10 protein-coding genes are annotated in these 21,773 nt (G+C 70.5%); 3 read left to right on the top strand and 7 right to left on the bottom strand.

The genetic code is table 11. From position 1 onward, the window contains the following. Window positions 1–65: 65 nt before the first annotated feature. Window positions 66–1,424: an FAD-binding oxidoreductase gene (locus NX1_RS31045; protein ID WP_068067345.1), complete on the top strand. Its 1,359-nt coding sequence runs from the start codon at window positions 66–68 to the stop codon at window positions 1,422–1,424. A gap of 86 nt (window positions 1,425–1,510) precedes the next feature. Next, on the top strand, window positions 1,511–1,795 hold the full coding sequence (locus NX1_RS31040; RefSeq protein ID WP_068067344.1) for a GNAT family N-acetyltransferase: 285 nt from the start codon (window positions 1,511–1,513) through the stop codon (window positions 1,793–1,795). A 55-nt stretch (window positions 1,796–1,850) separates the two neighbouring features. Here the strand turns inward: NX1_RS31040 and NX1_RS31035 are convergent, their stop codons facing one another. From NX1_RS31035 to NX1_RS31010, 6 genes are all read right to left on the bottom strand, one after another. Then, window positions 1,851–15,392, bottom strand: coding sequence for a non-ribosomal peptide synthetase (locus NX1_RS31035; RefSeq protein WP_068067343.1), 13,542 nt, complete (start codon window positions 15,390–15,392; stop codon window positions 1,851–1,853). A gap of 33 nt (window positions 15,393–15,425) precedes the next feature. Beyond that, window positions 15,426–16,097, bottom strand: coding sequence for a DUF6875 domain-containing protein (locus tag NX1_RS31030; protein WP_245668769.1), 672 nt, complete (start codon window positions 16,095–16,097; stop codon window positions 15,426–15,428). 476 nt (window positions 16,098–16,573) lie between these two features. After that, a complete protein-coding gene (locus NX1_RS31025) occupies window positions 16,574–17,734 on the bottom strand; it encodes an acyl-CoA dehydrogenase (RefSeq protein WP_068067339.1) in 1,161 nt (386 codons plus the stop codon). A 156-nt stretch (window positions 17,735–17,890) separates the two neighbouring features. Then, window positions 17,891–18,580, bottom strand: coding sequence for a TetR family transcriptional regulator (locus NX1_RS31020; RefSeq protein ID WP_068067336.1), 690 nt, complete (start codon window positions 18,578–18,580; stop codon window positions 17,891–17,893). Window positions 18,581–18,645: 65 nt separating this feature from the next. Then, window positions 18,646–19,146 (bottom strand): 5-(carboxyamino)imidazole ribonucleotide mutase, encoded by a 501-nt coding sequence (gene purE, locus NX1_RS31015; protein ID WP_084501883.1) that lies wholly within the window; start codon window positions 19,144–19,146, stop codon window positions 18,646–18,648. After that, on the bottom strand, window positions 19,139–20,359 hold the full coding sequence (locus NX1_RS31010) for a 5-(carboxyamino)imidazole ribonucleotide synthase (protein ID WP_068067330.1): 1,221 nt from the start codon (window positions 20,357–20,359) through the stop codon (window positions 19,139–19,141). Before NX1_RS31010 ends, purE begins: the two co-directional genes overlap by 8 nt. 39 nt (window positions 20,360–20,398) lie before the next feature. Here NX1_RS31010 and NX1_RS31005 point away from each other — a divergent pair, with 39 nt between their 5' ends. Next, window positions 20,399–20,941 (top strand): GtrA family protein, encoded by a 543-nt coding sequence (locus NX1_RS31005; RefSeq protein ID WP_068067327.1) that lies wholly within the window; start codon window positions 20,399–20,401, stop codon window positions 20,939–20,941. Window positions 20,942–20,945: 4 nt separating this feature from the next. Here NX1_RS31005 and NX1_RS31000 read toward each other — a convergent pair. Then, on the bottom strand, window positions 20,946–21,773 hold an 828-nt coding region (locus NX1_RS31000; RefSeq protein ID WP_169812314.1), incomplete at its 5' end, for a sensor histidine kinase.

Here is a 21,773-nt window from a genome sequence, read left to right as displayed (position 1 = left end):
CCGACGCGCCGCGAATTACCAGTCCGGCCGTACCAGTCGCCCGTAACGGCATAGTGTGGACAGGCGTGGACCTGCATGAACTCGTCGCCGCACTACCCGAGGGCGCGGTGCTCACCGACCCCGACCTATTGACCGGCTACCGGCAGGACTGGGCGCGCGATCCGGACGCGGGCACGCCCGCCGCGGTCGTCCGCGCCACCACCACCGAGGACGTCGCGGCGACCCTGCGCTGGGCGCACGAGCACCGGGTGCCGGTGGTCCCGCGCGGCGCCGGGTCCGGGCTGTCGGGCGGCTCGACCGCGGTGGACGGCGGCATCGTGCTGAGCACCGAGCGGATGCGCGCGATCACCGTCGACCCGGTCACGCGGACCGCGGTCGTGCAGCCCGGTCTGCTGAACGCTGAGGTCAAGCGAGCGGTCGCCGAGCACGGGCTCTGGTATCCGCCGGATCCCTCGTCGTTCGAGATCTGCTCGATCGGCGGCAACGCGGCAACCAACGCCGGCGGATTGTGCTGTGTGAAGTACGGCGTCACCACCGACTACGTGCTCGGCATGGAAGTGGTACTGGCCGACGGGACTCCGGTGCGGCTCGGCGGGCCGCGGCTGAAGGATTCCGCCGGACTTTCGCTCACCAAGCTGTTCGTCGGCAGCGAGGGCACGCTCGGCGTGATCACCGAACTCACCTTGCGGCTGCTGCCCGCGCAGCCGGTGCAGAGCACCGTGGTCGCGAGTTTCGCCTCGCTCACCGCCGCCACCGAGGCGATTCTCGGCATCACCGGCACGCTGCGGCCGTCCATGCTCGAGTTCATGGACGCCATCGCCATCAACGCCGTCGAGGACGAGATGCGAATGGGACTGGATCGCGAGGCCGCCGCGCTGCTGGTCGCCCGCTCCGACGCGCCGGGGGAATTCGCCGCGCGCGAGGCCGAGGTCATCGTCGCGGCCTGCGAAAAGGCCGGCGCCACCGAGGTTTTCCACACCGAGGACGCCGAGGAGGGCGAGGCGTTCACCGCGGCGCGGCGCTTCGCGATCCCGGCGGTCGAACGGCTCGGCCCGCTGTTGCTCGAGGACGTCGGGGTGCCGCTGCCGCGCCTCGGCGATCTGGTCACCGGCATCGCCGCCATCGCCGAACGCAACGACGTGACCGTCTCGGTGATCGCGCACGCGGGCGACGGCAACACCCACCCGCTGATCGTGCACGACCCCGCCGACCCCGACAACACCGCCCGCGCCCAGCGCGCCTTCGGCGAGATCATGGACCTGGCCATCGCCCTCGGCGGCACCATCACCGGTGAACACGGCGTCGGCAGGCTCAAGAAGGCCTGGCTGCCCGACCAGGTCGGGCCGGACGTGATGGCGTTGACCCGGCGGATCAAGGACGCGCTCGACCCGCACGGCATCCTCAATCCGGGCGCGATCCTCTGAGGTCCGGTCGCCGCGCGGGCGGCTTATACACTCGGCACACCCGACCAGGCCGGAACATTCCCGCGCACGAAGGAGTTGGCATCACCATGACCACCAGGCTCGAGCACAACGCCGCCGACACCCGATTCGAGATCTACGTCGACGACACCCTGGCCGGGTACGCCGACTACGCCGAGCGCGAGGACACCAAGGTCCGCGACTTCCACCACACCATGACCTTCCCCGAGTTCCGTGGGCAGGGCATCGCGGCCAAGGTGGTCGAGTACGCGCTCCAGGACTCCAGGGACGCCGGCTTCTCGGTGGTGCCGACGTGCTGGTACGTCGAGAAGTACATCTCCGACCACCGCGAGTACGCGAGCCTGGTCGCCTGAGGCGTAACCCCGGCCGTGCGCGGTCGCCGGATCGCGCACGGCGGTTTCACAGCGGTCAGCCGCGCTCCCTGAGGTACTCGGCCAGGATCGGGCCGATCACCGCGAGGGCCTCCGGCCTGGTCAGCCGGTTGTGTTCGTGACCGGTCTGACGGTCGAGGATCGCGCCGCCGACGTACGGCCGCCAGGTGTCCACGTTGGGCCCGTAACCAGGCCGGGAACTGGTGCTGCTGAAGAACAGCACGTCACCGTCGAACACGCCTGGCCGGTACTCGGCCGCCTGCCGGACTAGTTGCCGGGAGTCCAGGTGGAGGCGTTCCAGCGCCGCGGCGTCGAGCGCGCCGAGAGCGCCTGCGGCCACCGCGCCCAAGGCGCCATCCGGCCCAACGCCCAACGCGCCATCCGGCCCAGCGCCCAGAGCGTCCCCGCCACCGCGTAGCAGTTCGGCGGCGCGCTCGGCCAGCGGCTGGTCTCCGGCGAGCAGGTCCGGGTCGATGCCGCCGAATTCGGCGAGCAGAACCTCCGGCGGCGGCATCTCCGTGGCGCTCTCGGGTTCCACGTCGGCGCGGCCGTCGATGATGACCAGCGCCGAGACCGTCGCGCCGCGGCGCTGGAGTTCCACGGCTACAGCGTGCGCGAGCGGTCCGCCCGCCGAGTAGCCGAGCACCCGGTACGGGCCCTCGGGCTGAACAGCCTCCATCTCGTCGGCGTAGCGTGCCGCGCGTTCGGTCAACGACATGTCCGGCTGTTCGGCGGCGACGCCGGGCGATTGCAGCCCGTACACCGGGTGGCCGGGATCCAGGTGACGCACCAATCCCGCATAGCCCCAGGCCAATCCGATGGCCGGATGCACGCAGAACAGCGCGGGTCCGGTGCCGCTGGCCCGCAACGGCAGCAGCGGCAGCAGCGCGGGATCCACGCCGTCCGGCCCGGCTTCCCGCTGTTGGACGATGCGCTGGGCCAGCGCCCCCGGCGTGGGATCGCCGAACATCCACTGCACCGGCACGGCGCAGCCGAGTCGTTCCCGGAGGTCGGCGCACAGGCGAATGGCCACCATGGAGGTGCCGCCGAGTTCGAAGAAGTTGTCGTCCAAGCCGACTCGGTCGGCGTCGAGCACAGTCTCGAAGGCGCTGACCACCTCCTGCTCGGTGCGGGTGACGGGCGGCCGGTAGGGCAGGTCGGCGGTGCGTCGCTGGGTGAGGTTCGGCGGCGGCTCGTAGACGACCGTTCCCGGCGGAGCCGTGACGTCCAGTTCACCGAGCAGCAGACCCGGATTCGCGGTGACGACGTCGAGCACCTCGACGAATCGGTCGGCGAAGGTCTGCGCGGTGGACGGTTCGAACAGGTCGAGCGCGAAGGTCAGGCTGCCGCGCATACCGGCCGGCGCGCCCTCCTCGTCGAAGCGCTCGGCGAGCATCCACTCCAGATCGAATTTCGCTCCCACCGTCGGCATTTCGAGCGGGCGGACGTCGAGTTCGGGCAGTGCGGCCGGTTCGCGCTCGAAGTTCTGGAAGACGAGCAGTACCTGGAACAGCGGATGGTGGGCGGTGGAGCGAGCCGGGGCGAGCAGCTCGACCAGCCGCTCGAACGGCAGGTCCGCATTGCCGAAGGCGTCCAGATCGCTGTCTTTCGTTGCGGCCAGCAGGTTTTCGAAGGTGTCCTCGGGACGTACCCGGCTGCGCAACACCAGAGTGTTGACGAACATGCCGACCAGGTCGTCGAGTTCGCCGTCGCCGCGCCCTGCGATGACCGAGCCGATCGCCACGTCCTGTTTATCGGAGAGCCTGCCGAGCAGCACGGCCAGCGCGGCGTGCGCGACCATGAAGATGCTGACGCCGTGCCACCGGCATATCTGCCGAATTCGTTGCTGCACCGCCGCATCGATGTCGAACTCGACCACGCCGGCGCGGTGGGTGGACATCGCGGGCCGCGGATGATCGCTCGGCAGGGTCGAGACATCGGGTAATCCGTCCAGTGCGCCGCGCCAGTACTCCAGCTGCCGGTGCGCGACGCTGTCGGGATCGTCGTCCGCGCCGAGCAGTTCCTGCTGCCACAGCGCGTAGTCGGCGTATTGCAGCGGCAGCGGCGACCAGTACGGCGCTGCGCCTGCGCGGCGAGCCATGAAGGCCATCATCACGTCGCGGGTCAGCGGCGCAAGCGACCAGCCGTCGGAGGCGATGTGGTGCATGACCACGACCAGCACCGCCCGCCGCGGACCGAGCCGCAGCAGCGAGACGCGGATCGGTAGCTCGACGGTGAGGTCGAAGCCCGCGGCGATCGCCGCGGCGACCCGCCCAGGCACCGCGTCGGGCTCGACGTCGGAAACGCGAACCGGCACATAGGCTTCCGCCAGGGCGCGGATGTCCTGGTAGGGCTGGCCTTCGGCGTCCACCGGATACACGGTGCGCAGCGACTCGTGACGGGCGAGCACGTCCATCAACGCCGTCTGGAGGACCGCGGGATCCAGATCTCCTTCCACCTCGGCCGCGACGGGCACGTTGTGCGCCGGTGACGCGGGGTCGTACCGATTGAGGAACCACATCCGCCGCTGCGCCGCCGAGAGCGGAATACGGGCGGGACGATGACGCGGACCCGGTCGCGGACCGGGGGCGGCGGCCGCGGTGCGCACCGCTTCGGCCAGTTCGACGACGGTCGGTGCGTCGAACACCATCCGCACCGGAACGCGAGTGTCCAGCGCGGCGCCGAGGCGGGCCGCGATGCGGGTCGCGATCAGCGAATTGCCACCGAGCGCGAAGAAGTTGTCGTCCAGTCCGACCCGCGGCACGCCGAGCAGCTCGCCGAAGGTGTCGGCGACGACGCGCTCGGTGGGCGTGTTCGGCTCACGGAAGCGACCCGCCCTGATATCGGGGGCAGGGAGGGCGTTCCGGTCCAGCTTGCCGTTCGCGGTGCGCGGCAGCGCGTCGAGCACGACGAGCGCCGAGGGCGCCATGTACGACGGAAGCCGCTGGGCGATAGACGCTTTCAGCGCTTCCAGGTCGATCGTCGCGACATCGGAGGGCGCGGCGTCGTGCGCCTCCGCGCCGAGCGCCCTTGCGTCGGGAGCCTCGTTCGACTCCGTCTTGTGCGGCACCACGTAGCCGACCAGCAGCTCACCGACGGCCGGGTCGGTGTACACCGTCACCGCCGCTTGGTGCACCGCGGGATCGCTCGCGAGCGCCGACTCGATCTCGCCGAGCTCGATGCGCAGGCCGCGCAGCTTCACCTGCAGGTCGCCGCGGCCCAGGTAGTCGAGTGCGCCGTCGCGCCTGCGCACCAGGTCGCCGGTGCGGTACATGCGTTCCCCCGGTGCGCCGTAGGGATCGGCGACGAATCGGACGGCGCTCAGCCCGGAGCGGCCGTGGTAGCCGCGCGCGAGGGCATGGCCGGACAGATACAGTTCGCCGACGACGCCGTCCGGCACCGGGTGCAGCCGCTCGTCCAGCACACGAACCGCGAGGCCGGGGGCGGGGCCGCCGATGGTGATTTCGTCGCCGGGGCGCAGCGCCTCGCTGCCCGTCGCCCAGATCGTGGTCTCGGTCGGGCCGTAGTCGTTGAAGTGCAGGCGATCCGGCGCGGCCCACTTCTCGACCAGTTCCGGCGGGCACGGCTCGCCGCCCGTGATGATGCCGCGCAGTGCGGGTTCGGGGCCGAGTGCGGCGGAGTCGACCGAGCCCAGGGCGGAAGGCGTCAGCGCGATGTGCGAAATACGTTCGCGGGCGAGCAGCTCACCGAGTTCGGGTCCGCCGAAGGCGGTGGGACCGGCGATGACGAGCGCGCCACCCGCGCCGACGGCCATGAGCAGTTCGAGCACCGCTGCGTCGAAGCTCGGGGACGCTACGGCGAGCACTCGCGAGTCCGTGGTGATCCGCATCCGATCGCGTTGAACGACAGCGATATTCGCCAGGCCCTCGTGGGTCACGACGACGCCCTTGGGTCGTCCGGTGGAACCCGAGGTGAAGATGACGTAAGCCGGGTTCTGCCAACGCACCGGCGCGCTGCGTTCGGCCGCGTCGATCGGCGCACCGGCGGCCGAGTGCGCCAGCTCGGTGGTGGCCGGATCGTCCAGGGCGAGCCAGTGCACCCGCGGCTCACCGGAGGTCTCCGCGACGTCATCGAAACCCGAGCCGGGCAGCGACGGCGCGACGGCGCGGACCGTCACCCCGAGCCGCGCCCCGGAATCGTCCAGGATCTGGGCGATCCGCTCGGCCGGATAAGCAGGGTCGATCGGCACGAACGCGGCGCCGGTCTTGGCCACCGCCCACACCGCGAGCACCGCGTCCAGCGAACGCCGGATGGCGATCGCGACCAGCCCTTCCGGGCCCGCTCCCGCGCCGATGAGCACCCGGGCCAACCGGTTGGAGTGCTCGTCGAGTTCGCGGTAGGTGAGCCGGGTGACGCCGTCGACCACCGCGACGCCGTCCGGATCGGCGGCCACCGCGTCGGCCAGCAGCCGAGGCAACACCGTCGGTTCGGCCGCCAAAGGGCGAGCCGGGATGGCGAGGGCCGCGCGCTCTTCCGGGTCGAGCAGGTCGATATCGCCCACGGGCGCTTCGGGATCCGCTGCGACGGCGCGCAGCAGCCGCAGCCACCGGTCCGCGAACCGCTCGACGGTGTCGTGGTCGAACAGATCGGCGGCGTAGCCGAAGCGGATCGTCAGTCCAGACGTCTCGTCGGGCGCCACCGTGACGCTCAGGTCGAAGCGCAGGCTCTGCTGCTCCAGTTCCACGGCGGCCACATGCAGGTCGGGCAGCGTGAGTTCCACCGGCGCGAGATTCTGGAACACCAGCATCACCTGGACCAGCGGATGCCGCGCCGCCGAGCGCGCCGGATCGAGCACGTCGACCAGGCTCTCGAACGGGATGTCGGCGTGCGCGAAGGCGTCCAGATCGGTGCGCCGGGTCCCGGCGAGCAGCTCGGCGAAAGACGCGGCGGAGTCGATCTCGGTGCGCAGCACGACGGTGTTGACGAACATGCCGACCACGTCGTCCAATTCGGCCGCGCCGCGACCGGCGACCGGCGTGCCGATCGCGATGTCCGATGTGCCGCTGAGCCTGGCGAACAACGCCGCGAGCGCGGCGTGCAACACCATGAACAGCGAACTGTGGTGCGTCCGGCCGAGTTCGTCCAGCGCGGCGGCCGATTCGGCGTCGAGGGTGCGCAGCACCGTGCCCGCGCGCAGCGACGGGATGGCAGGACGCGGTCGGTCGGCGGGCAGTTCGAGGCGGTCGGGCATGCCCTTCAGGGTGCTGGTCCAGTAAGCCAGCTGGGCGGCGAGCAGGGCTTCCGGGTCGTCGGGTGAACCGAGCCGTTCGCGTTGCCAGAGTGTGTAATCCGCGTATTGCACCGGCAATTCGGTCCATTCGGGGACGGCGCCGCGCGAACGCGCCGCGTAGGCCGCGAGCACATCTCTCGCGAGCGGACCCATGGAGAAGCCGTCGGCGCTGATGTGGTGCACCACCACGACGAGGACGTGTTCGTCGGCGGCGACGCGGAACAGTCGCAGCCGCAACGGAACCTCGGATGCCACGGCAAAACCCTTTGTGACGCAGTCGAGTACCACCGCAGGCAGCTCGTCCGCCGCGATCGGGGTCGGGTCCGGGTCCAGTTCCAGCGCGTCCGGCGGCAACACCACCTGGTATCCGACGCCGTCGCGCGCCGGGTACACGGTGCGCAGCGCCTCGTGCCTGGCCAGCACGTCGGACAGCGCCGAACGCAGTGCGGCCACGTCGAGATCGCCGCGCAGGCGGAGCACGGCGGGGATGTTGTACGCGCCGGATTCGGGGTCGTACTGGTTGACGAACCACATCCGCTGCTGGGCGGGCGCGAGCGGAATCCGCTCGGGTCGCGGGCCGGAGCGTGGTCCGATGCTCGGCCGCGCGCCGTCACCCGCCGCGGGCAGCCGGGCGGCCAGCGCGCGCACCGTCGGCGCTTCGAACAGCAGCCGGACCGGGACCTGGATGTCGAGCGCGGCGCCGAGCCGGGCGGTCACCCTGGTCGCGGACAGCGAATCGCCGCCGAGTGCGAAGAAGTCGTCGAACGCGCCGACGCCGGGACGATCGAGCACCGCGCCGAAGACCTCCGCGACGACGCGCTCGACGCCGATCGGGGCCACGTATTCCACGGCGACGCTTTCGGGTTCGGGCAGCGCGCGCACGTCGACCTTGCCGTTGCCGGTCACCGGCAGGACGTCGAGGACGGTCACCGCAGCGGGCACCAGGTGGCGGGGCAGGCGGCGGACCAGATGGTCGCGCAGGCGCGCGGCGTCGAGTTCGGCGCCCGCCGTCGGAGCCACGTAGGCCGCGAGCGCCAGATCGCCGGTGGGCCCGCGCCGCGGCACGGTGACCGCCAGCCCGACCCCTGGCAGGTCGCGCAAGGCCGCGTCGACCTCGCCCGGCTCGACCCGGATGCCGTGCAGCTTCACCTGGGAGTCGTTGCGGCCCACGTATTCCAGGCCGCTGCGCGAGACGCGCCGGACGAGGTCGCCGGTGCGGTACATCCGGTCGCCAGGGGCGCCGAACGGGTTGGGCACGAACCGCCCGGCCGTGAGCCCGGCGCGACCGTTGTATCCGCGTGCCAGGCCGGGGCCCATCAGGTACAGCTCACCGACCGTCCCGACCGGTGCGGACCGCAGCCAGCGGTCGAGCACGACGAGGCCGAATCCTGGCATCGCCGCGCCGAGACCCGCGACCTCGCCGGGGACGAGGGCCCCGCTGAAGGTCGCGGCGACGGTCGCCTCAGCCGGGCCGTAGGAGTTCATCATCGACCGTCCCGTGGCGACACGGGCGGTGAGCTCGGGCGGGCAGACCTCGCCGCCGGTGACCACGGTGCGCACGCCGTTCCACGAGGCGGTCGAGAGCGTGGCCAGCACGGCGGGAGGCGCGATGACGTGAGTCACCTCGTTCGCCACGATCACCGACGTCAACTCGTCGCCCGCGGTCGCCGCCGCGGGCGCGACGACCAGGGTGGCTCCGGTGTAGAAGGTGGACAGCCACACCAGCGTCGCGGCGTCGAAGTTCGGGTTCATGCTGAGCAGGACGCGATCGCCCGGCCTGGCCCGCATGCGCGCCGCCGTGCCCACCGCGAGGCCGGCGAGTCCAGCATGGGTCACCATGACGCCCTTGGGCGTTCCGGTGGATCCCGAGGTGTAGATCAGGTAGGCGGGGTGCTCCGCGCGCAGCGGACGCGGCCGGTCGGCGTCGGCGACCGGCGCGTCGGAATGGTCGGGCAGCTCGGCGGACAACACCGGATCGTCGAGCAGCAGCCAGGACGCGGTGCCGGGCAGTCGATCTCGATGTTCCGCGATCGTGATGCCGAGCGGCGCGCCGCTGTCGGCGGCGAGCGTCGCCAGACGGTCCTCGGGATGGTCGACGTCGACCGGGACGAACGCGGCGCCGGATTTCGCGATCGCCCAGACCGCGAGGAACCAGTCGGCGGACCGCGGCAGCGCGAGCAGCACCCTGGTCTCTGGACCGGCCCCCGCCGCGATGAGCTTGCGGGCCAAGCGATTCGACCGGGCGTCGAGTTCCGCGTAGTCGAGCGCCGACGGGCCGTCCTCGACCGCGACCCGGCTCGGGCGCGCGCCGCAGCGCAACAGATCGGGCAGCAGCCGCGTCGGTTGCGGGCGGGAGCGGATCACCTCGGCCCGATCGACGCCGCTCACGGCGGCGGTCCGCCCCGCCGGGTCGGTGGCCATCCGGTCGAGCATCCGCACCAGGCGCGTGCCGATCGCGTCCGCCTCGGCGGCGTCGAAGAATCCGGTGGCGCAGCTGAGGATCAGCCGCAGGGTGTCGCGCGCGTGGGCGGCCAGCGAGAGCGGGTAGTGGGTGCCGTCGCGGCCGCGGAAATCGCGGACCCGCAGCGCCGCGTGCTCGGCGGCGCCGCGCAGGGCCGCGGCGTCCACCGGATAGGACTCGTAGACGATGGCGGTGTCGAACAGCACGCCGAGCCCGGTCGCGGACTGGATCTCGGTGAGGCCCGCAGTGTGGTGGTCGAGCAGCGCGCCCTGCTCGCGCTGGACCCGGCGCAGTAGGTCCCCGACCGGCTCGGCCGGATCGAGGGCGATGCGCACCGGGAGGGTGTTGACCATCATGCCGACGATCCGCTCCGCGCCGGGGAGATCGGCAGGGCGGCCGGAAACCGTTGCGCCGAAGACGATGTCGGTCTCGCCGGTGAGCTCGGCGAGCAGCAGGCCCCATGCGCACTGCACCACCGTGTTGAGGGTGACGCCTTGGTCGGCCGCCATGCGCTGGAGGGCGATGGCGGTCGCGGGCGCGAGCGACAACTCCAGATCCAGTTTCCCCGAGCCGGTTCGCACCGGGGTACGGCCCGCGGTGACCAGCGTCGGGCCGGACAGTCCGGACAGCGCGTCCGTCCACGCCGCCATCGCCGCGGCGCGGTCACGGCGCGTCAGCCACTCCAGGTAATTCCGGTAGGAGACCGAGGGCGGGAAACCCGCTCCGTCCCGGCCGCTTTCGTATCGCGCGAGCAGTTCGGCGAGCAGCAGCGGCATGGACCAGCCGTCGAGCACCAGGTGGTGGTTGGTGACGAGCAGCCGGATGTCGTCGTCGCCGCACCGCGCGCACACGAACCGAACCAGCGGCGGCTGCGCTGTGTCGAACGGCGCGGCCAGCTCGCGGGCCGCGAAAGCGTCGAATTCCGCGGGGTCGACGTCCACCGTGCGCCACGGTACCTCGACGTCGGCGAGCACTATCTGCACCGGCTCGTCGGCGCCAGCCACGAACGCGGTTCGCAGCGCCTCGTGCGCGCGCACGGTCGCGGTGGCGGCGGCCGCCAGGCGTTCGATGTCAACGGCGCCGTCGAATTCGAACACGGCCTGCACCGCGTACTCGTCGGTGCGGCCTGCGGCCAGTTGCGCGTGGAAGAGCAGGCCCTGCTGGAGCGGAGCCAGCGGCCACACGTCCGTCATGGCGGGATACCTTGCGGCCCACGCGTCCAGCTGTCGCTGACCGACCGCGACCAGAGGCAGATCGGAAGGCGTCAGCTTGCCCGCGTCGGGCTCGGCAAGCCGATTCGCCAGCTCCTCGAGCGCGGAGATCCATTTCCCGGCAAGCGCTTCCATCTCCACGCCGTCGACGATCCCCGAGGCGTAACGCCACACCGCTTGCAGCACCGAACCTTTCGGACTTTCGACGACCACCGCGTCGACGGCGAGAACTGCCGAGGCGGGCAGCTCGCCGCCGCCACCACCCAAACTCGCGGCGAGCGAGACCGGCAGCCACGGCACCGCGTTCTGGGTCGCGCCGGAATCGCCCTCGGCCACCTGGCCGAGATAGTTGAATCCGAGCTGCGGGTGTGGGGCCGCGCCGAGGGTGGTGGCGGTCTCCGGGTTCGAGTGGCGCAGCAGGCCGTAGCCGATGCCGCCGCGGGGGACGGCGCGCAGCTGTTCCTTGACGGTGGCGAGCGCGTCCAGCGGATCGGCGTCGCCGATCTCCAGCCGGACGGGGAACTGGCTGGTGAACCAGCCGACGGTGCGGGAGAGGTCGGCGCCGGGGACGGCGGCCTCGTCGCGGCCGTGCCGCTCCAGCATGACCAGCGCGGGACCTGTCCGCCCACGATGGTCCGCCAGCGCCGTGACCAGCGCGGCGAGCAGCGCCTCTTCCATACCGCAGCGATAGGCCGCAGGCAGCCGGTCGAGCAGCGTCGCGGTGGTCGCCGCGGGCAGGCTCAGTTCGAGGCGGTCGAGGGTGTCGCCGGTGTCGACCACCGGGTCGAGCCCCCGGCGGCCGAGCGGCGGATCGGGGGTGGCGAGCACGGCGGCCCAGTAGTCGGCCTCGGCGGTCCACGGTCCGGTCGTCGCCGCCTCGGTGAGGGCGTGCGCCCACGTGCGCATGGAGGTGCCGACGGACGGCAGCTCGGGTGTCTCGTCCGCGCGCACCTGCGCCCAGGCGGAGATCAAATCGGCGATCAGGATGCGCCATGACACCGCGTCGACGGCCAGGTGATGGATGACCAGGACGAGCAGACCGGCGCCATCCTGTCCCGGATCGAGCCAGGTCGCGGCGACCATGACGCCCGCGTCGGGCGCCAGCCGCGCGGCGGCATCGCCTACGACGGATTCGGTATCCACGCAGTCGATTTCGGGGCACGGCACGCGCACGAGCAGCGACTCGGGCGCGATCGTCGCGGGCGGCGCGACCTCCAAGCCGCCGCGAACGACCCTGGCGCGCAACATGTCGTGCCGGTCGAGCACCGCGCCGAGGGTGCGCACGAGCTCGGGCTCGCTCAGCCCGGCGGGCAGGGCGAGCACCATGGACTGACTGAACCGCTGCCAACCCGGCTGCTCCAGCAACCAGTCGACGATCGGCGTCCTCGGCAGGAAACCCACACCGCCGCCCGGCAGTTCGGCCAGCACCGTCCGCTCGCCTGGCGCGCTCACCACCGACGCCAGCGCGGCGGGCGTCGGGTGCTCGAACACGTCGCGCGCGGAGAACACCAGACCGGCCGCCCGGCCCCGGGCGACGAGCTGGATGGACAGGATCGAATCGCCGCCGAGTGCGAAGAAAGAGACGTCCGCTCCGACCGCGGGCACGCCGAGCACCTCGGCGAACAGCGCGCACAGCGCGCCCTCGACCTCCGTCGCCGCCGTGCGCGGCGCGGCGTCGGCCGTCGGTTCGGGCAGCGCCCGCCGGTCGACCTTGCCGTTGCCGGTGAGCGGAAGGGCGTCGAGCACGGTGATGGTGCCGGGCACCATGTGGCCGGGCAGCCTGCGCATGCAGAATTCCCGCAGGTGCGGCACGTCCAGCGCGGTGGGCTGCGAATCACGATGCACCGGAACGACATACGAGGCCAGCATGGCGCGGCCGGACGCGCCGGTGCGCACCACGGTGACCGCGATCTCCACCTCGGGATGCGAATCGAGCACCGCGTCGACTTCGCCTGGCTCGACGCGCATTCCGCGCAGCTTGACCTGGAAATCGCTGCGGCCCAAGTAATCCAGCACCACGCCGTCGGAGCTCGCGCGCGCCGCGTCGTCGAATGGTTCGACCGAACGCCAGCGGACGAGGTCACCGGTGCGGTACATCCGGCTTCCGCGCGGGCCGAACGGGTCGGCGACCAACCGGTCCGCCGTCGAACCGGGACGGCCCGCGTAACCGCGAGCGACACCGGGTCCGGCGATGTAGAGCTCTCCCGGCGTGCCGATCGGCACCGGGCTCAGCCTTCGGTCGAGAACCATCAGCCGGGCGCCGGGCACCGGACGGCCGATGCCGGAGGGTCGCTCCACGTCCATCGGGTCGGTGAAGGTGGCCGCGACGGTGGTCTCGGACGGGCCGTAGGAGTTCACCAGCCTGCGGCCGGGAGCGAAGCGCGCCACCAGTTCCGGCGGGCAGATCTCGCCGCCGGTGGAGACCGCGACCACGCCGTCCAGCGCGCCCTCGGGCAGCGTCGCCAGCACGGCGGGCGTCGAGCACACTTGGGTGATCCCGAATTCGGCGACTGCCGTGGACAATTCGGCGCCGGCCATGGATTCGCCGCGGCCGATCACCATCGTCGCGCCGTTGCCGAACGCGATGAGCAGTTCGAGCATGGACGCGTCGAAACTCGGGTTGAGACAGTGCAGCACGCGCGAGCCGACCTCGGGCCGGTATGCCTCGCGCACGGCGTCGGCCAGACCAGCGATCCCCGCGTGGGTGACGACGACGCCCTTGGGCACACCGGTCGACCCGGAGGTGAAGACGATGTAGGCGGTGTGGTCGAGACGGACTTCTGCCCGCGGCCGGAATTCGGTCGAATCCTCCTCCGAGGAAGCCCTTTCCGCAGCTTCCCGCGCGCCATCGCCGGGTTCGAGAGCCGCGAGAATCCCCGCATCCGAATCTATCTCGAGCCATCGCACACCATCGGGCAGCCGGGCCGCGTACTCGCGAGTCGTGATCCCCAGCCGCGCACCGGATTCCGCCGCCATCTTGGCGACCCGCTCGGCCGGATTCCCGGTGCCGACTGGCACATACGCCGCGCCGGAACGCACCACGCCCCAGAACGCGAGCACCGATTCCACCGAGCGCGGCAGGACGACCAGCACGGCGTCATCCGGTCCCGCGCCCAGTTCTGCCAGCCGTCCGGCCAGCACGGCCGCGGCGTGATCGAGCGCGCCGTAGGTCACGGTGCGGGCGCCGTCCACCACGGCCGCGGTGTCCGGACCCGCCGCACGCAGGCCCTCGTCGAGCACATCGGAGAGCCGCCGGGGCGCGGGCGGCGTCGGCCCGTGCGCACCCGTGCGCAGCGCGAGTTCGTCGTCGAGGAAGTACTCGACATCCCTGACCGCGGTGTCGGGCTCTGCGTCGAGCAGGCCCTCGAACAGCTTCACGAACCGCAGGTGATGGCGGGCCAGCGTCTCGTCGTCATAGAGATCGGGATTGGCGGTGAAATCGAGGTGGACCGGCGCCTGCGCGCCGTGCTGGTAGATGTTGACGAACAGGTCCTCGATCGGGCCAGAGGTGAGCACGTGCAGGCTGGTCTCGATGCCGGTGAACTCGACCTCACCGGGGAACAGCATGATGTTGACCACCGGGCCGACGAGACCGCGGCCGCCCGTCGCCTCGACCTCGCCCGTCGCCTGCCGGATCTCCTCGTGCCGGTACCGCTGATGGCGCAGGGCGCCGGAGACCTCGATCCGGATCGCGTCCACGATCTCGGCCAGCGTGGTGCGCTCCCCCACCGTGATATGCAGCGGAACGACATTGGCCAGCATGCCGCTCGACCTGCGCAGAATCGCGGTGGTGCGGCCGGAGACCGGCAGGCTCAGCACCACATCGTGCGCGCCGGTGGCCTGCGCGTAGTAGACCGCCAGCGCAGCCATCGCCAGCGCGGGCGCGCCGACGCCGAACCGCGTTGCCGCGGCGTCGAGCCGGGCCTTCACCTCGTCGGACAGCTGGTGCCGGTGCTCCCGGCCGAGCGCGTGCGCGGGCGCGGCGCCCGGAACCAAGCTGCACCGCTGCGGCATTCGCGCGATGCGCTGCTCCCAGTACTCCGCGTCCGCGGCGAACCGGCTGGACTCCCGATAGCTCATCTCCGAGTCGTAGATCTCGCGCAGCGTGGCCGCCTTGTTCGGCTTCGGCTCCTCGCCCGCCAGCGCCGCGTTGTACAGCTCCGCCACCCGGTACAGACCCGTCACGGAAGCGAACCCGTCCACCACGATGTGGTGGGCGCGCGCGTACCACAGCACCCGATCCGGTGCGACGCGCATCAGCACCGACGCCCCCGGCCGCTCACCGAGCAGATCCACCGGTGCGGCCAGGTCCGCGCGCATCCACCGCAGTGCCTCGGCATCCGGGTCCGCCGAATCGCTGAAATCCAGATAGGCCAACGTGGTGTCGAGGCTGTGGTCGACGACCTGGTACGGACGCGAGTCGCGCTCACCGAACCGCAGCAGCGCGGATTCGAACTCGTGGGCCGCGCGTCGCGCGGCCTCGACGAGGGTGTCGATGTCCAGCGGGCCGCGCATCTCGATGTATTGCGCCTCGTTGAGCGGCACGGAGGGATCGAGCTGCTGTGCGTACCACATGCCCAGCTGGGCGGGCGAGAGCGGGAACTCCCCGTTCTGGCCCATGTCGATCCCCCGCGCGGCCGAAAGTCCGTGCGTCATAAGTCGGTTCCTTGGTCGTCGATCGCTGTGTTCTCAGCTGGCTTTCCGCGGCCCCAGCTGGACCGGCCTGCCGTTCCTGGTCGGCGTCGCCGCACTGTCCTGCTCTGCTTCCAGCAGCTCGTAGGCGGGCACATCGAGGTTCGAACTCTCGGTCAACCGGCCGACCACCACCCGCCGCACGTGGGCAGGCAGACTGGGCGCGAACTTCTTGACGTATGCGGTCATCCACTCCGGCCGCCCCAGCAGGAACGGGAAGTCGGTGGTCATCATGCTGCGCACCGCGATCATCGGAATGGGCGAATCGAGCGGGTGGAAGTCCTTGTTCCACAATCCCGGCTCCTTGCATCCGGGATAGAACTGCCCGAGCATCAACCCGCGCTCGACGAATCGCGACTTGAGTTCCGAGTGCAGGTTGTCGATCAGCGAGAAGTCCCGCAGATCAGGCATCGCGGTGATGAGGACGCGCAAGACGGCACCGCCGCCGTCTTGCGGCGGAAGGCTCTCGAACAGCTCGAGCGCGTCATCGATGACCAGTCGCACGTACGACGGCCACGGATGGACGCCGGCTATCCTGCCGACCCACATCAGGTCGCGGCGCAGCGACGGTCCGACATAAGGACAGACGGGCCCGTCGCGGCCGAGGTCCGGCGAGGTAGCGGTCAGATATTCCTCGGCCCAGGTCCGCACGTCCTCCACCAGGGACATGGTTTGCGGACACGGAATTTCGGTTTCGGACAAAGGGAACCAATTCATCCCCGATTGCGGTCCGATGACGATCTTGGACATCACTCACCTCGTCACAATGCGAGGTCGAGCGTCGCTCCACGAGTCTCCTCGGTGAGCGATCGACGAATCACCCCATCTTCCTTTTCGCGAGTGACTTCCAATAGTGAATGCAATATGGCGTAACACCGTCAACTCCTGCCGACGTACCGTCGAAACGCCCATTGAGGCGCTTCCTATCAGCGAGGATCGACGTCAGCCACGAACAAAGCCCCGACCGGCTTCCGCAAAATCCAGCTATCAATGTTTATGTCGCCGGAGGTCTCGAAACGAGCTGTGGGACGGACACGATGGAACTACCGATAGGACTCGGAAGCATCTCCGCGATTCGTCGTGAACGAAAAAAGGGAACGGCCGGGTAACAACCCGGCCGTTCCCTTGTACGCAGTGCGCAGGCGTCAGCCGCGCAGCAACGCCCTGGACATCACCACACGCTGGATCTGGTTGGTGCCCTCGTAGATCTGGGTGATCTTGGCGTCGCGCATCATCCGCTCGACCGGGAAGTCGGTGGTGTAACCGGCGCCGCCGAAGAGCTGGACGGCGTTGGTGGTGACCTCCATGGCCACGTCCGAGGCGAAGCACTTGGCGGCGGCGGAGATGAAGCCGAGGTTCTTCTCACCGCGCTCGGCGCGGGCGGCCGAGGTGTAGACCATGAGGCGGGCGGCCTCGATCTTCATCGCCATGTCGGCCAGCATGAACTGGGTGTTCTGGAAGTCGGCGATGGCGGTGCCGAACTGCTTGCGGTCCTTGGTGTAGGCGATGGCCGCGTCCAGCGCGCCCTGGGCGAGGCCGACGGCCTGCGCGCCGATGGTCGGGCGGGTGTGGTCGAGGGTCTGCAGCGCGGTCTTGAAACCGGTGCCGGGCTCGCCGATCATGCGGTCGCCGGGGACGCGGCAGTTCTCGAAGTAGAGCTCGGCGGTGGGCGAGCCCTTGATGCCGAGCTTGTGCTCGAGCGGGCCGACCACGAAGCCCTCGTCATCCTTGTGCACCATGAACGCGGAGATGCCGTTGGCGCCCTTCTCCGCGTCGGTCACGGCCATCACGGTGTACCAGGAGGACTTGCCGCCGTTGGTGATCCAGCACTTGGAGCCGTTGATGATCCAGTCGTCGCCGTCCTGCTTGGCGCGGGTACGCATGGAGCCTGCGTCGGAGCCCGCCTCGCGCTCGGACAGCGCGTAGGAGGCCATCTCACCGTTGACGATGTCGGACAGCACCTTCTGCTTCAGCTCCTCGGAGCCGTTCAGGATCAGGCCCATGGTGCCGAGCTTGTTGACCGCGGGGATGAGTGAGGAGGAACCACAGACGCGCGCGACCTCTTCGATCACGATGCAGGTGGCGACCGAGTCGGCGCCCTGGCCGCCGTAGGCCTCCGGCACGTGCACGGCGTTGAAGCCCGCGGCGTTCAGCGCGGTGAGCGCCTCCTCGGGGAAGCGGGAGTTACCGTCGACGTCCTTGGCGTACGGCGCGATTTCCTTCTCCGCCAGACCGCGGATGGCCGCCCGCAGTTCGTCGTGGAAGTCCTCGAGCTTGAACAGGTCGAAATCGGGGTTTCCCGCCATGGGACACGCTCCTGGGTGATGGTCTTAGGCCGCGTCGGCAGCTTTCAACAGGTCGGCACTCAGTGCCACTTCGAACGCCAGTATACGCACGAGATTTGCCGCAACGTGCGGATACCTATTGGCACTGAGTGTCAACGCGTGGCACTGTGAGCCAGGTCACAGGTTGCCGAGCTTGCGGGTGAGCAGATCGACGACCTGGCGCGACGACATGTCCCTCGGGAAGACCGCGACCACCATCTCCTCGGCGTCGCGGATCCGGCCGTTACCGCGTGGAATGGCGGAAAGCTCCACCCGCAGATCCGCGGCGCCCGCGTCCGACTCGCCGCGCACCATCCGGCGCAGCAGATAGTTGTGCGTCGCGGTGACCGCCGCGGCGAACTGAACCCTGGCCAGATCGGGCACCTCGGGCAGGCGCTCGCGCAGATAGTCGGTGAACAGCCGCTCGTACCGGAACACCGTGACGATCTCGCGCTCGCGCAGCGCGGGCACCCGGCGCACCACCCGGTAGCGCCGCGCCGCGATCTCCCGCCACTGCGTGAACCGCTCGAAGACCTGCACGACGGCCGCGCACACCGCCTCCCACGGATCGTCGTCCCGCGCGCTTGCGAGATAGGCCGCCGCCTGGGTCAACTGCGACTCGTGATCGGCGAAGATCACGTCCTCCTTCGACCGGAACTGCCGGAAGAACGTCCGCCGCGAAATCCCCGCCGCCTCCGCGATCTCGTCGACCGTCGTCGCCTCGTACCCCTTGTCCGCGAACAACCGCAGCGCCTGATCCACCACCGTCAGCCGAAACTGCGCCGGATCCTCCCCGGCCCGCGCCCGCGCACTCTCCTCACTTGCCACGGCAGCCACCGTAGCGACCGGCGAGAGAGGACCGGCGCCCGCGCGCCGGGTGGTACGGGCGCACGTCAGCCGAGGAGTTTGGTGCGGAGGGCTTCGTCCTTGTCGAGGACCAGCTTTTCCAGGTCGGACTGGAATTGGGTCATGCGGGTGCGCAGGGCCGGGTCGGCTGCGGCGAGGATGCGGACGGCGAGCAGGCCCGCGTTGCGGGCGCCGCCGATGGAGACGGTGGCCACCGGGACGCCCGCGGGCATCTGCACGATCGAGAGCAGTGAGTCCATGCCGTCGAGGTACTTCAGCGGGACGGGAACGCCGATCACCGGCAGCGGGGTGGCCGAGGCGACCATGCCCGGCAGGTGGGCGGCGCCGCCCGCGCCCGCGATGATCACCTGGATGCCGCGATCGGCCGCGTCGCGCGCGTAGTCGAGCATGCGCTGCGGCGTGCGGTGCGCGGAAACGACGCCGACCTCGAAAGGCACGCCGAACTCGGCCAGCGCCTCGGCGGCCGCCTCCATGGTCGGCCAGTCGGAGTCGCTGCCCATGATCAGGCCAACTCGAGGATTACTCATGGGGATCCCATCCGTCGGTCCACACCGCGTGCGACATCCAGTGCGCCGCCCGCTCTGCCTTCTCGCGCACCTCGGCCACGTCGTCGCCGAGGATGTTGACGTGCCCGATCTTGCGATCGGGGCGCTCGCCCTTGCCGTACAGGTGCACCTTCGCCTCCGGCATCCTGGCGAAGAGATGGTGCAGCCGCTCGTCCATCGACATCTCGGGCGCCTGCGCCGCGCCGAGGATGTTGGCCATCACGGTGACCGGAGCCAGCGGACTGGTGTCGCCGAGCGGATAGTCCAGCACCGCGCGCAGATGCTGCTCGAACTGCCCGGTGCGCGCACCGTCCATACCCCAGTGGCCGGAGTTGTGCGGGCGCATCGCCAGCTCGTTCACCAGCAGCGCGCCGTCGTGGGTCTCGAAGAGCTCGACGGCCATCGCGCCGACCACGCCGAGCTCGGCGGCAAGGTTCAGCGCCAGGGTCTCGGCCTCGGCGGCCTGCGCGTCGGCCAGATCGGGCGCGGGCGCGAGCACCACGGCGCACTGACCGTTGCGCTGCACCGTCTCCACCACCGGCCAGGTCGCGGCCTGCCCGAACGGTGAACGGGCCACCATCGCCGAGAGCTCGCGCTTCAGATCGACCTTCGCCTCGGCGAGCAGCCGCACCCCGTGCGCGAGCTGATCGGTGACGATCCGCTCGGCCTCGGCGGCGTCGGCGGGCATCCAGACGCCGCGGCCGTCGTAACCGCCGCGCACCGCCTTGAGCACGAACGGCCAGCCGTGGTCGTCGCCGAAGCGCACCGCGTCGGCCGGCTCCGCGACCGCGGTGAACGGGGGCACCGGAACGCCGAGCTCGGCGAGCTTGGTCCGCATGGCCAGCTTGTCCTGCGCGTACACCAGGGCCCGCGGCGGCGGCTGCACGTTGACGCCCTCGGCGACCAGCGCCTCGAGGTGCTCGGTCGGCACGTGCTCGTGATCGAAGGTCAGCGCGTGCGAACCGACGGCGGCCTTGCGCAGCGCGGCGAGATCGGTGTGACTGCCGAGCACCACTTCGGGACTGACCTGGGCGGCCGGGTCGTCCGGGTTCTCGGCGAGCACCCGGAGCCGCTGGCCGAGCGCGATCGCCGCTTGATGGGTCATCCGGGCGAGTTGACCGCCACCGATCATGGTGACGGTCGGCATGGCGGCTTGATCGAAGGAACGGGTGCTCACGTCGTGCAATCTTGTCATGTCCGGCCGCCATGACCGCTACCGGTACACTCGGCTCTCGTGTCTTTCGTCGACGGCGTGGTCAGCGTCCTCCCCCAGCCCCTGCGGGAGATGGCCTACCGCCATCACGAGCTGATCAAGTTCGCCATCGTCGGCGCGTCGACCTTCGTGATCGACAGCGGCATCTTCTACGCGCTCAAATGGACCGTGCTGACCGAGAAACCGGTCACCGCGAAGATCATCTCCGGCGTCATCGCCGTGATCGCCTCCTACATCTTGAACCGGGAGTGGTCGTTCAAGAACCGCGGCGGCCGCGAACGCCACCACGAAGCCCTGCTGTTCTTCGTGGTCAGCGGCGTCGGGGTGGTGCTGAGCAATATCCCGCTGTGGATCTCCAGCTACGTGTTCGACCTGCGGCAACCGAACGTCAGCTTCGCCGTCGAGAACCTGGCCGACTTCTTCAGCGCCTTCATCATCGGCAACTTCCTGCAGATGGCCTTCCGGTTCTGGGCGATGCGCCGCTGGGTCTTCCCGGACGAGATGACCGAGCTGGAGGCCGAGCTCGAGGAACTCATCGAAGAGGAACAGCTGGGCCGCAGCTGAGGTCTCACCGCGGCTCGGGCGCCGTGCCCGGCGTCCGCGCCGAGACCGACGGCCCGAGGAACACCGCGAACAGCGCGGGCCTGCGGCGCTGCAACTCCAGGCGACCACCGTCCGCCTCGATCAACGCGCGCGCCAAGGCCAGGCCCACACCCGTCGACCCGCCCGCCGAGAAGCCCCGATCGAAGATGTGCGGCGCCAGCTCGTCGCGCACGCCTTCCCCTTCGTCGGCCACCTCGACGCACACCAGCGGCTCGCGGGCATTGCCTGGACGGACCGTGCGCACCGACACGGTGCAGGTGCCGCCGCCGTGCATGAGCGCGTTGTCGATGAGCACCGTCACCGCCTCACGCAGGCGCGACGCGGTGATCGGCGCGCGCAGCGACGCGTCGCCGGTCAGCATCAGAGTGCGGCCCGCCTCGGCGAACGGGTGGGTCCACTCGGTGACGATGCCGCTCAGCTCGTCCATCACCGGGATCGGATCACGATCGGCGGCATCCTCGTCGCGGGAGGCGCGGACCAGTTCGTCGATGGCGTCGGTGAGCCGGTCGACCTGCGCCATCGCTTCTTCGGCCTCGTGCACCACCTCGGGGTCGGCGTGCGCGGAGAGTTCGTCCAGCCGCAGCCGCACCGCCGTCAGGCGGCTTCGCAGCTGATGCGAGACGTCGGCGACCAGCGCGTGCTCGCGTTGCAGCCTGCCCGCGATCTCGACCGTGGCCGAGTCGAGCACGTCGGAGACCCGGTCCAGTTCGGAGATGCCATGGCGGCGCGGGTCGGGGCGGAAATCGCCCTTCGCCAGCCGCGCCGCGCGTGCCGCGACGTCGCGCAGCGGATC

Origin of the sequence: Nocardia xishanensis NBRC 101358, assembly GCF_001613365.1 — a bacterium.
GTDB classification, from domain to species: Bacteria; Actinomycetota; Actinomycetes; order Mycobacteriales; family Mycobacteriaceae; genus Nocardia; species Nocardia xishanensis.
The sequence above is the reverse complement of the archived record's forward strand: the minus strand, read 5'-3'. Positions and strand labels throughout refer to the sequence as shown.

Coding starts and splice junctions, on each gene's coding strand:
- NX1_RS31040 (WP_068067344.1), top strand. CDS start 1,511: ATGACCACCAGGCTCGAGCACAACGCCGCCGACACCCGATTCGAGATC.
- NX1_RS31035 (WP_068067343.1), bottom strand. CDS start 15,392: ATGACGCACGGACTTTCGGCCGCGCGGGGGATCGACATGGGCCAGAAC.
- NX1_RS31030 (WP_245668769.1), bottom strand. CDS start 16,097: ATGTCCCTGGTGGAGGACGTGCGGACCTGGGCCGAGGAATATCTGACC.
- NX1_RS31025 (WP_068067339.1), bottom strand. CDS start 17,734: ATGGCGGGAAACCCCGATTTCGACCTGTTCAAGCTCGAGGACTTCCAC.
- purE (WP_084501883.1), bottom strand. CDS start 19,146: ATGAGTAATCCTCGAGTTGGCCTGATCATGGGCAGCGACTCCGACTGG.
- NX1_RS31010 (WP_068067330.1), bottom strand. CDS start 20,359: ATGACAAGATTGCACGACGTGAGCACCCGTTCCTTCGATCAAGCCGCC.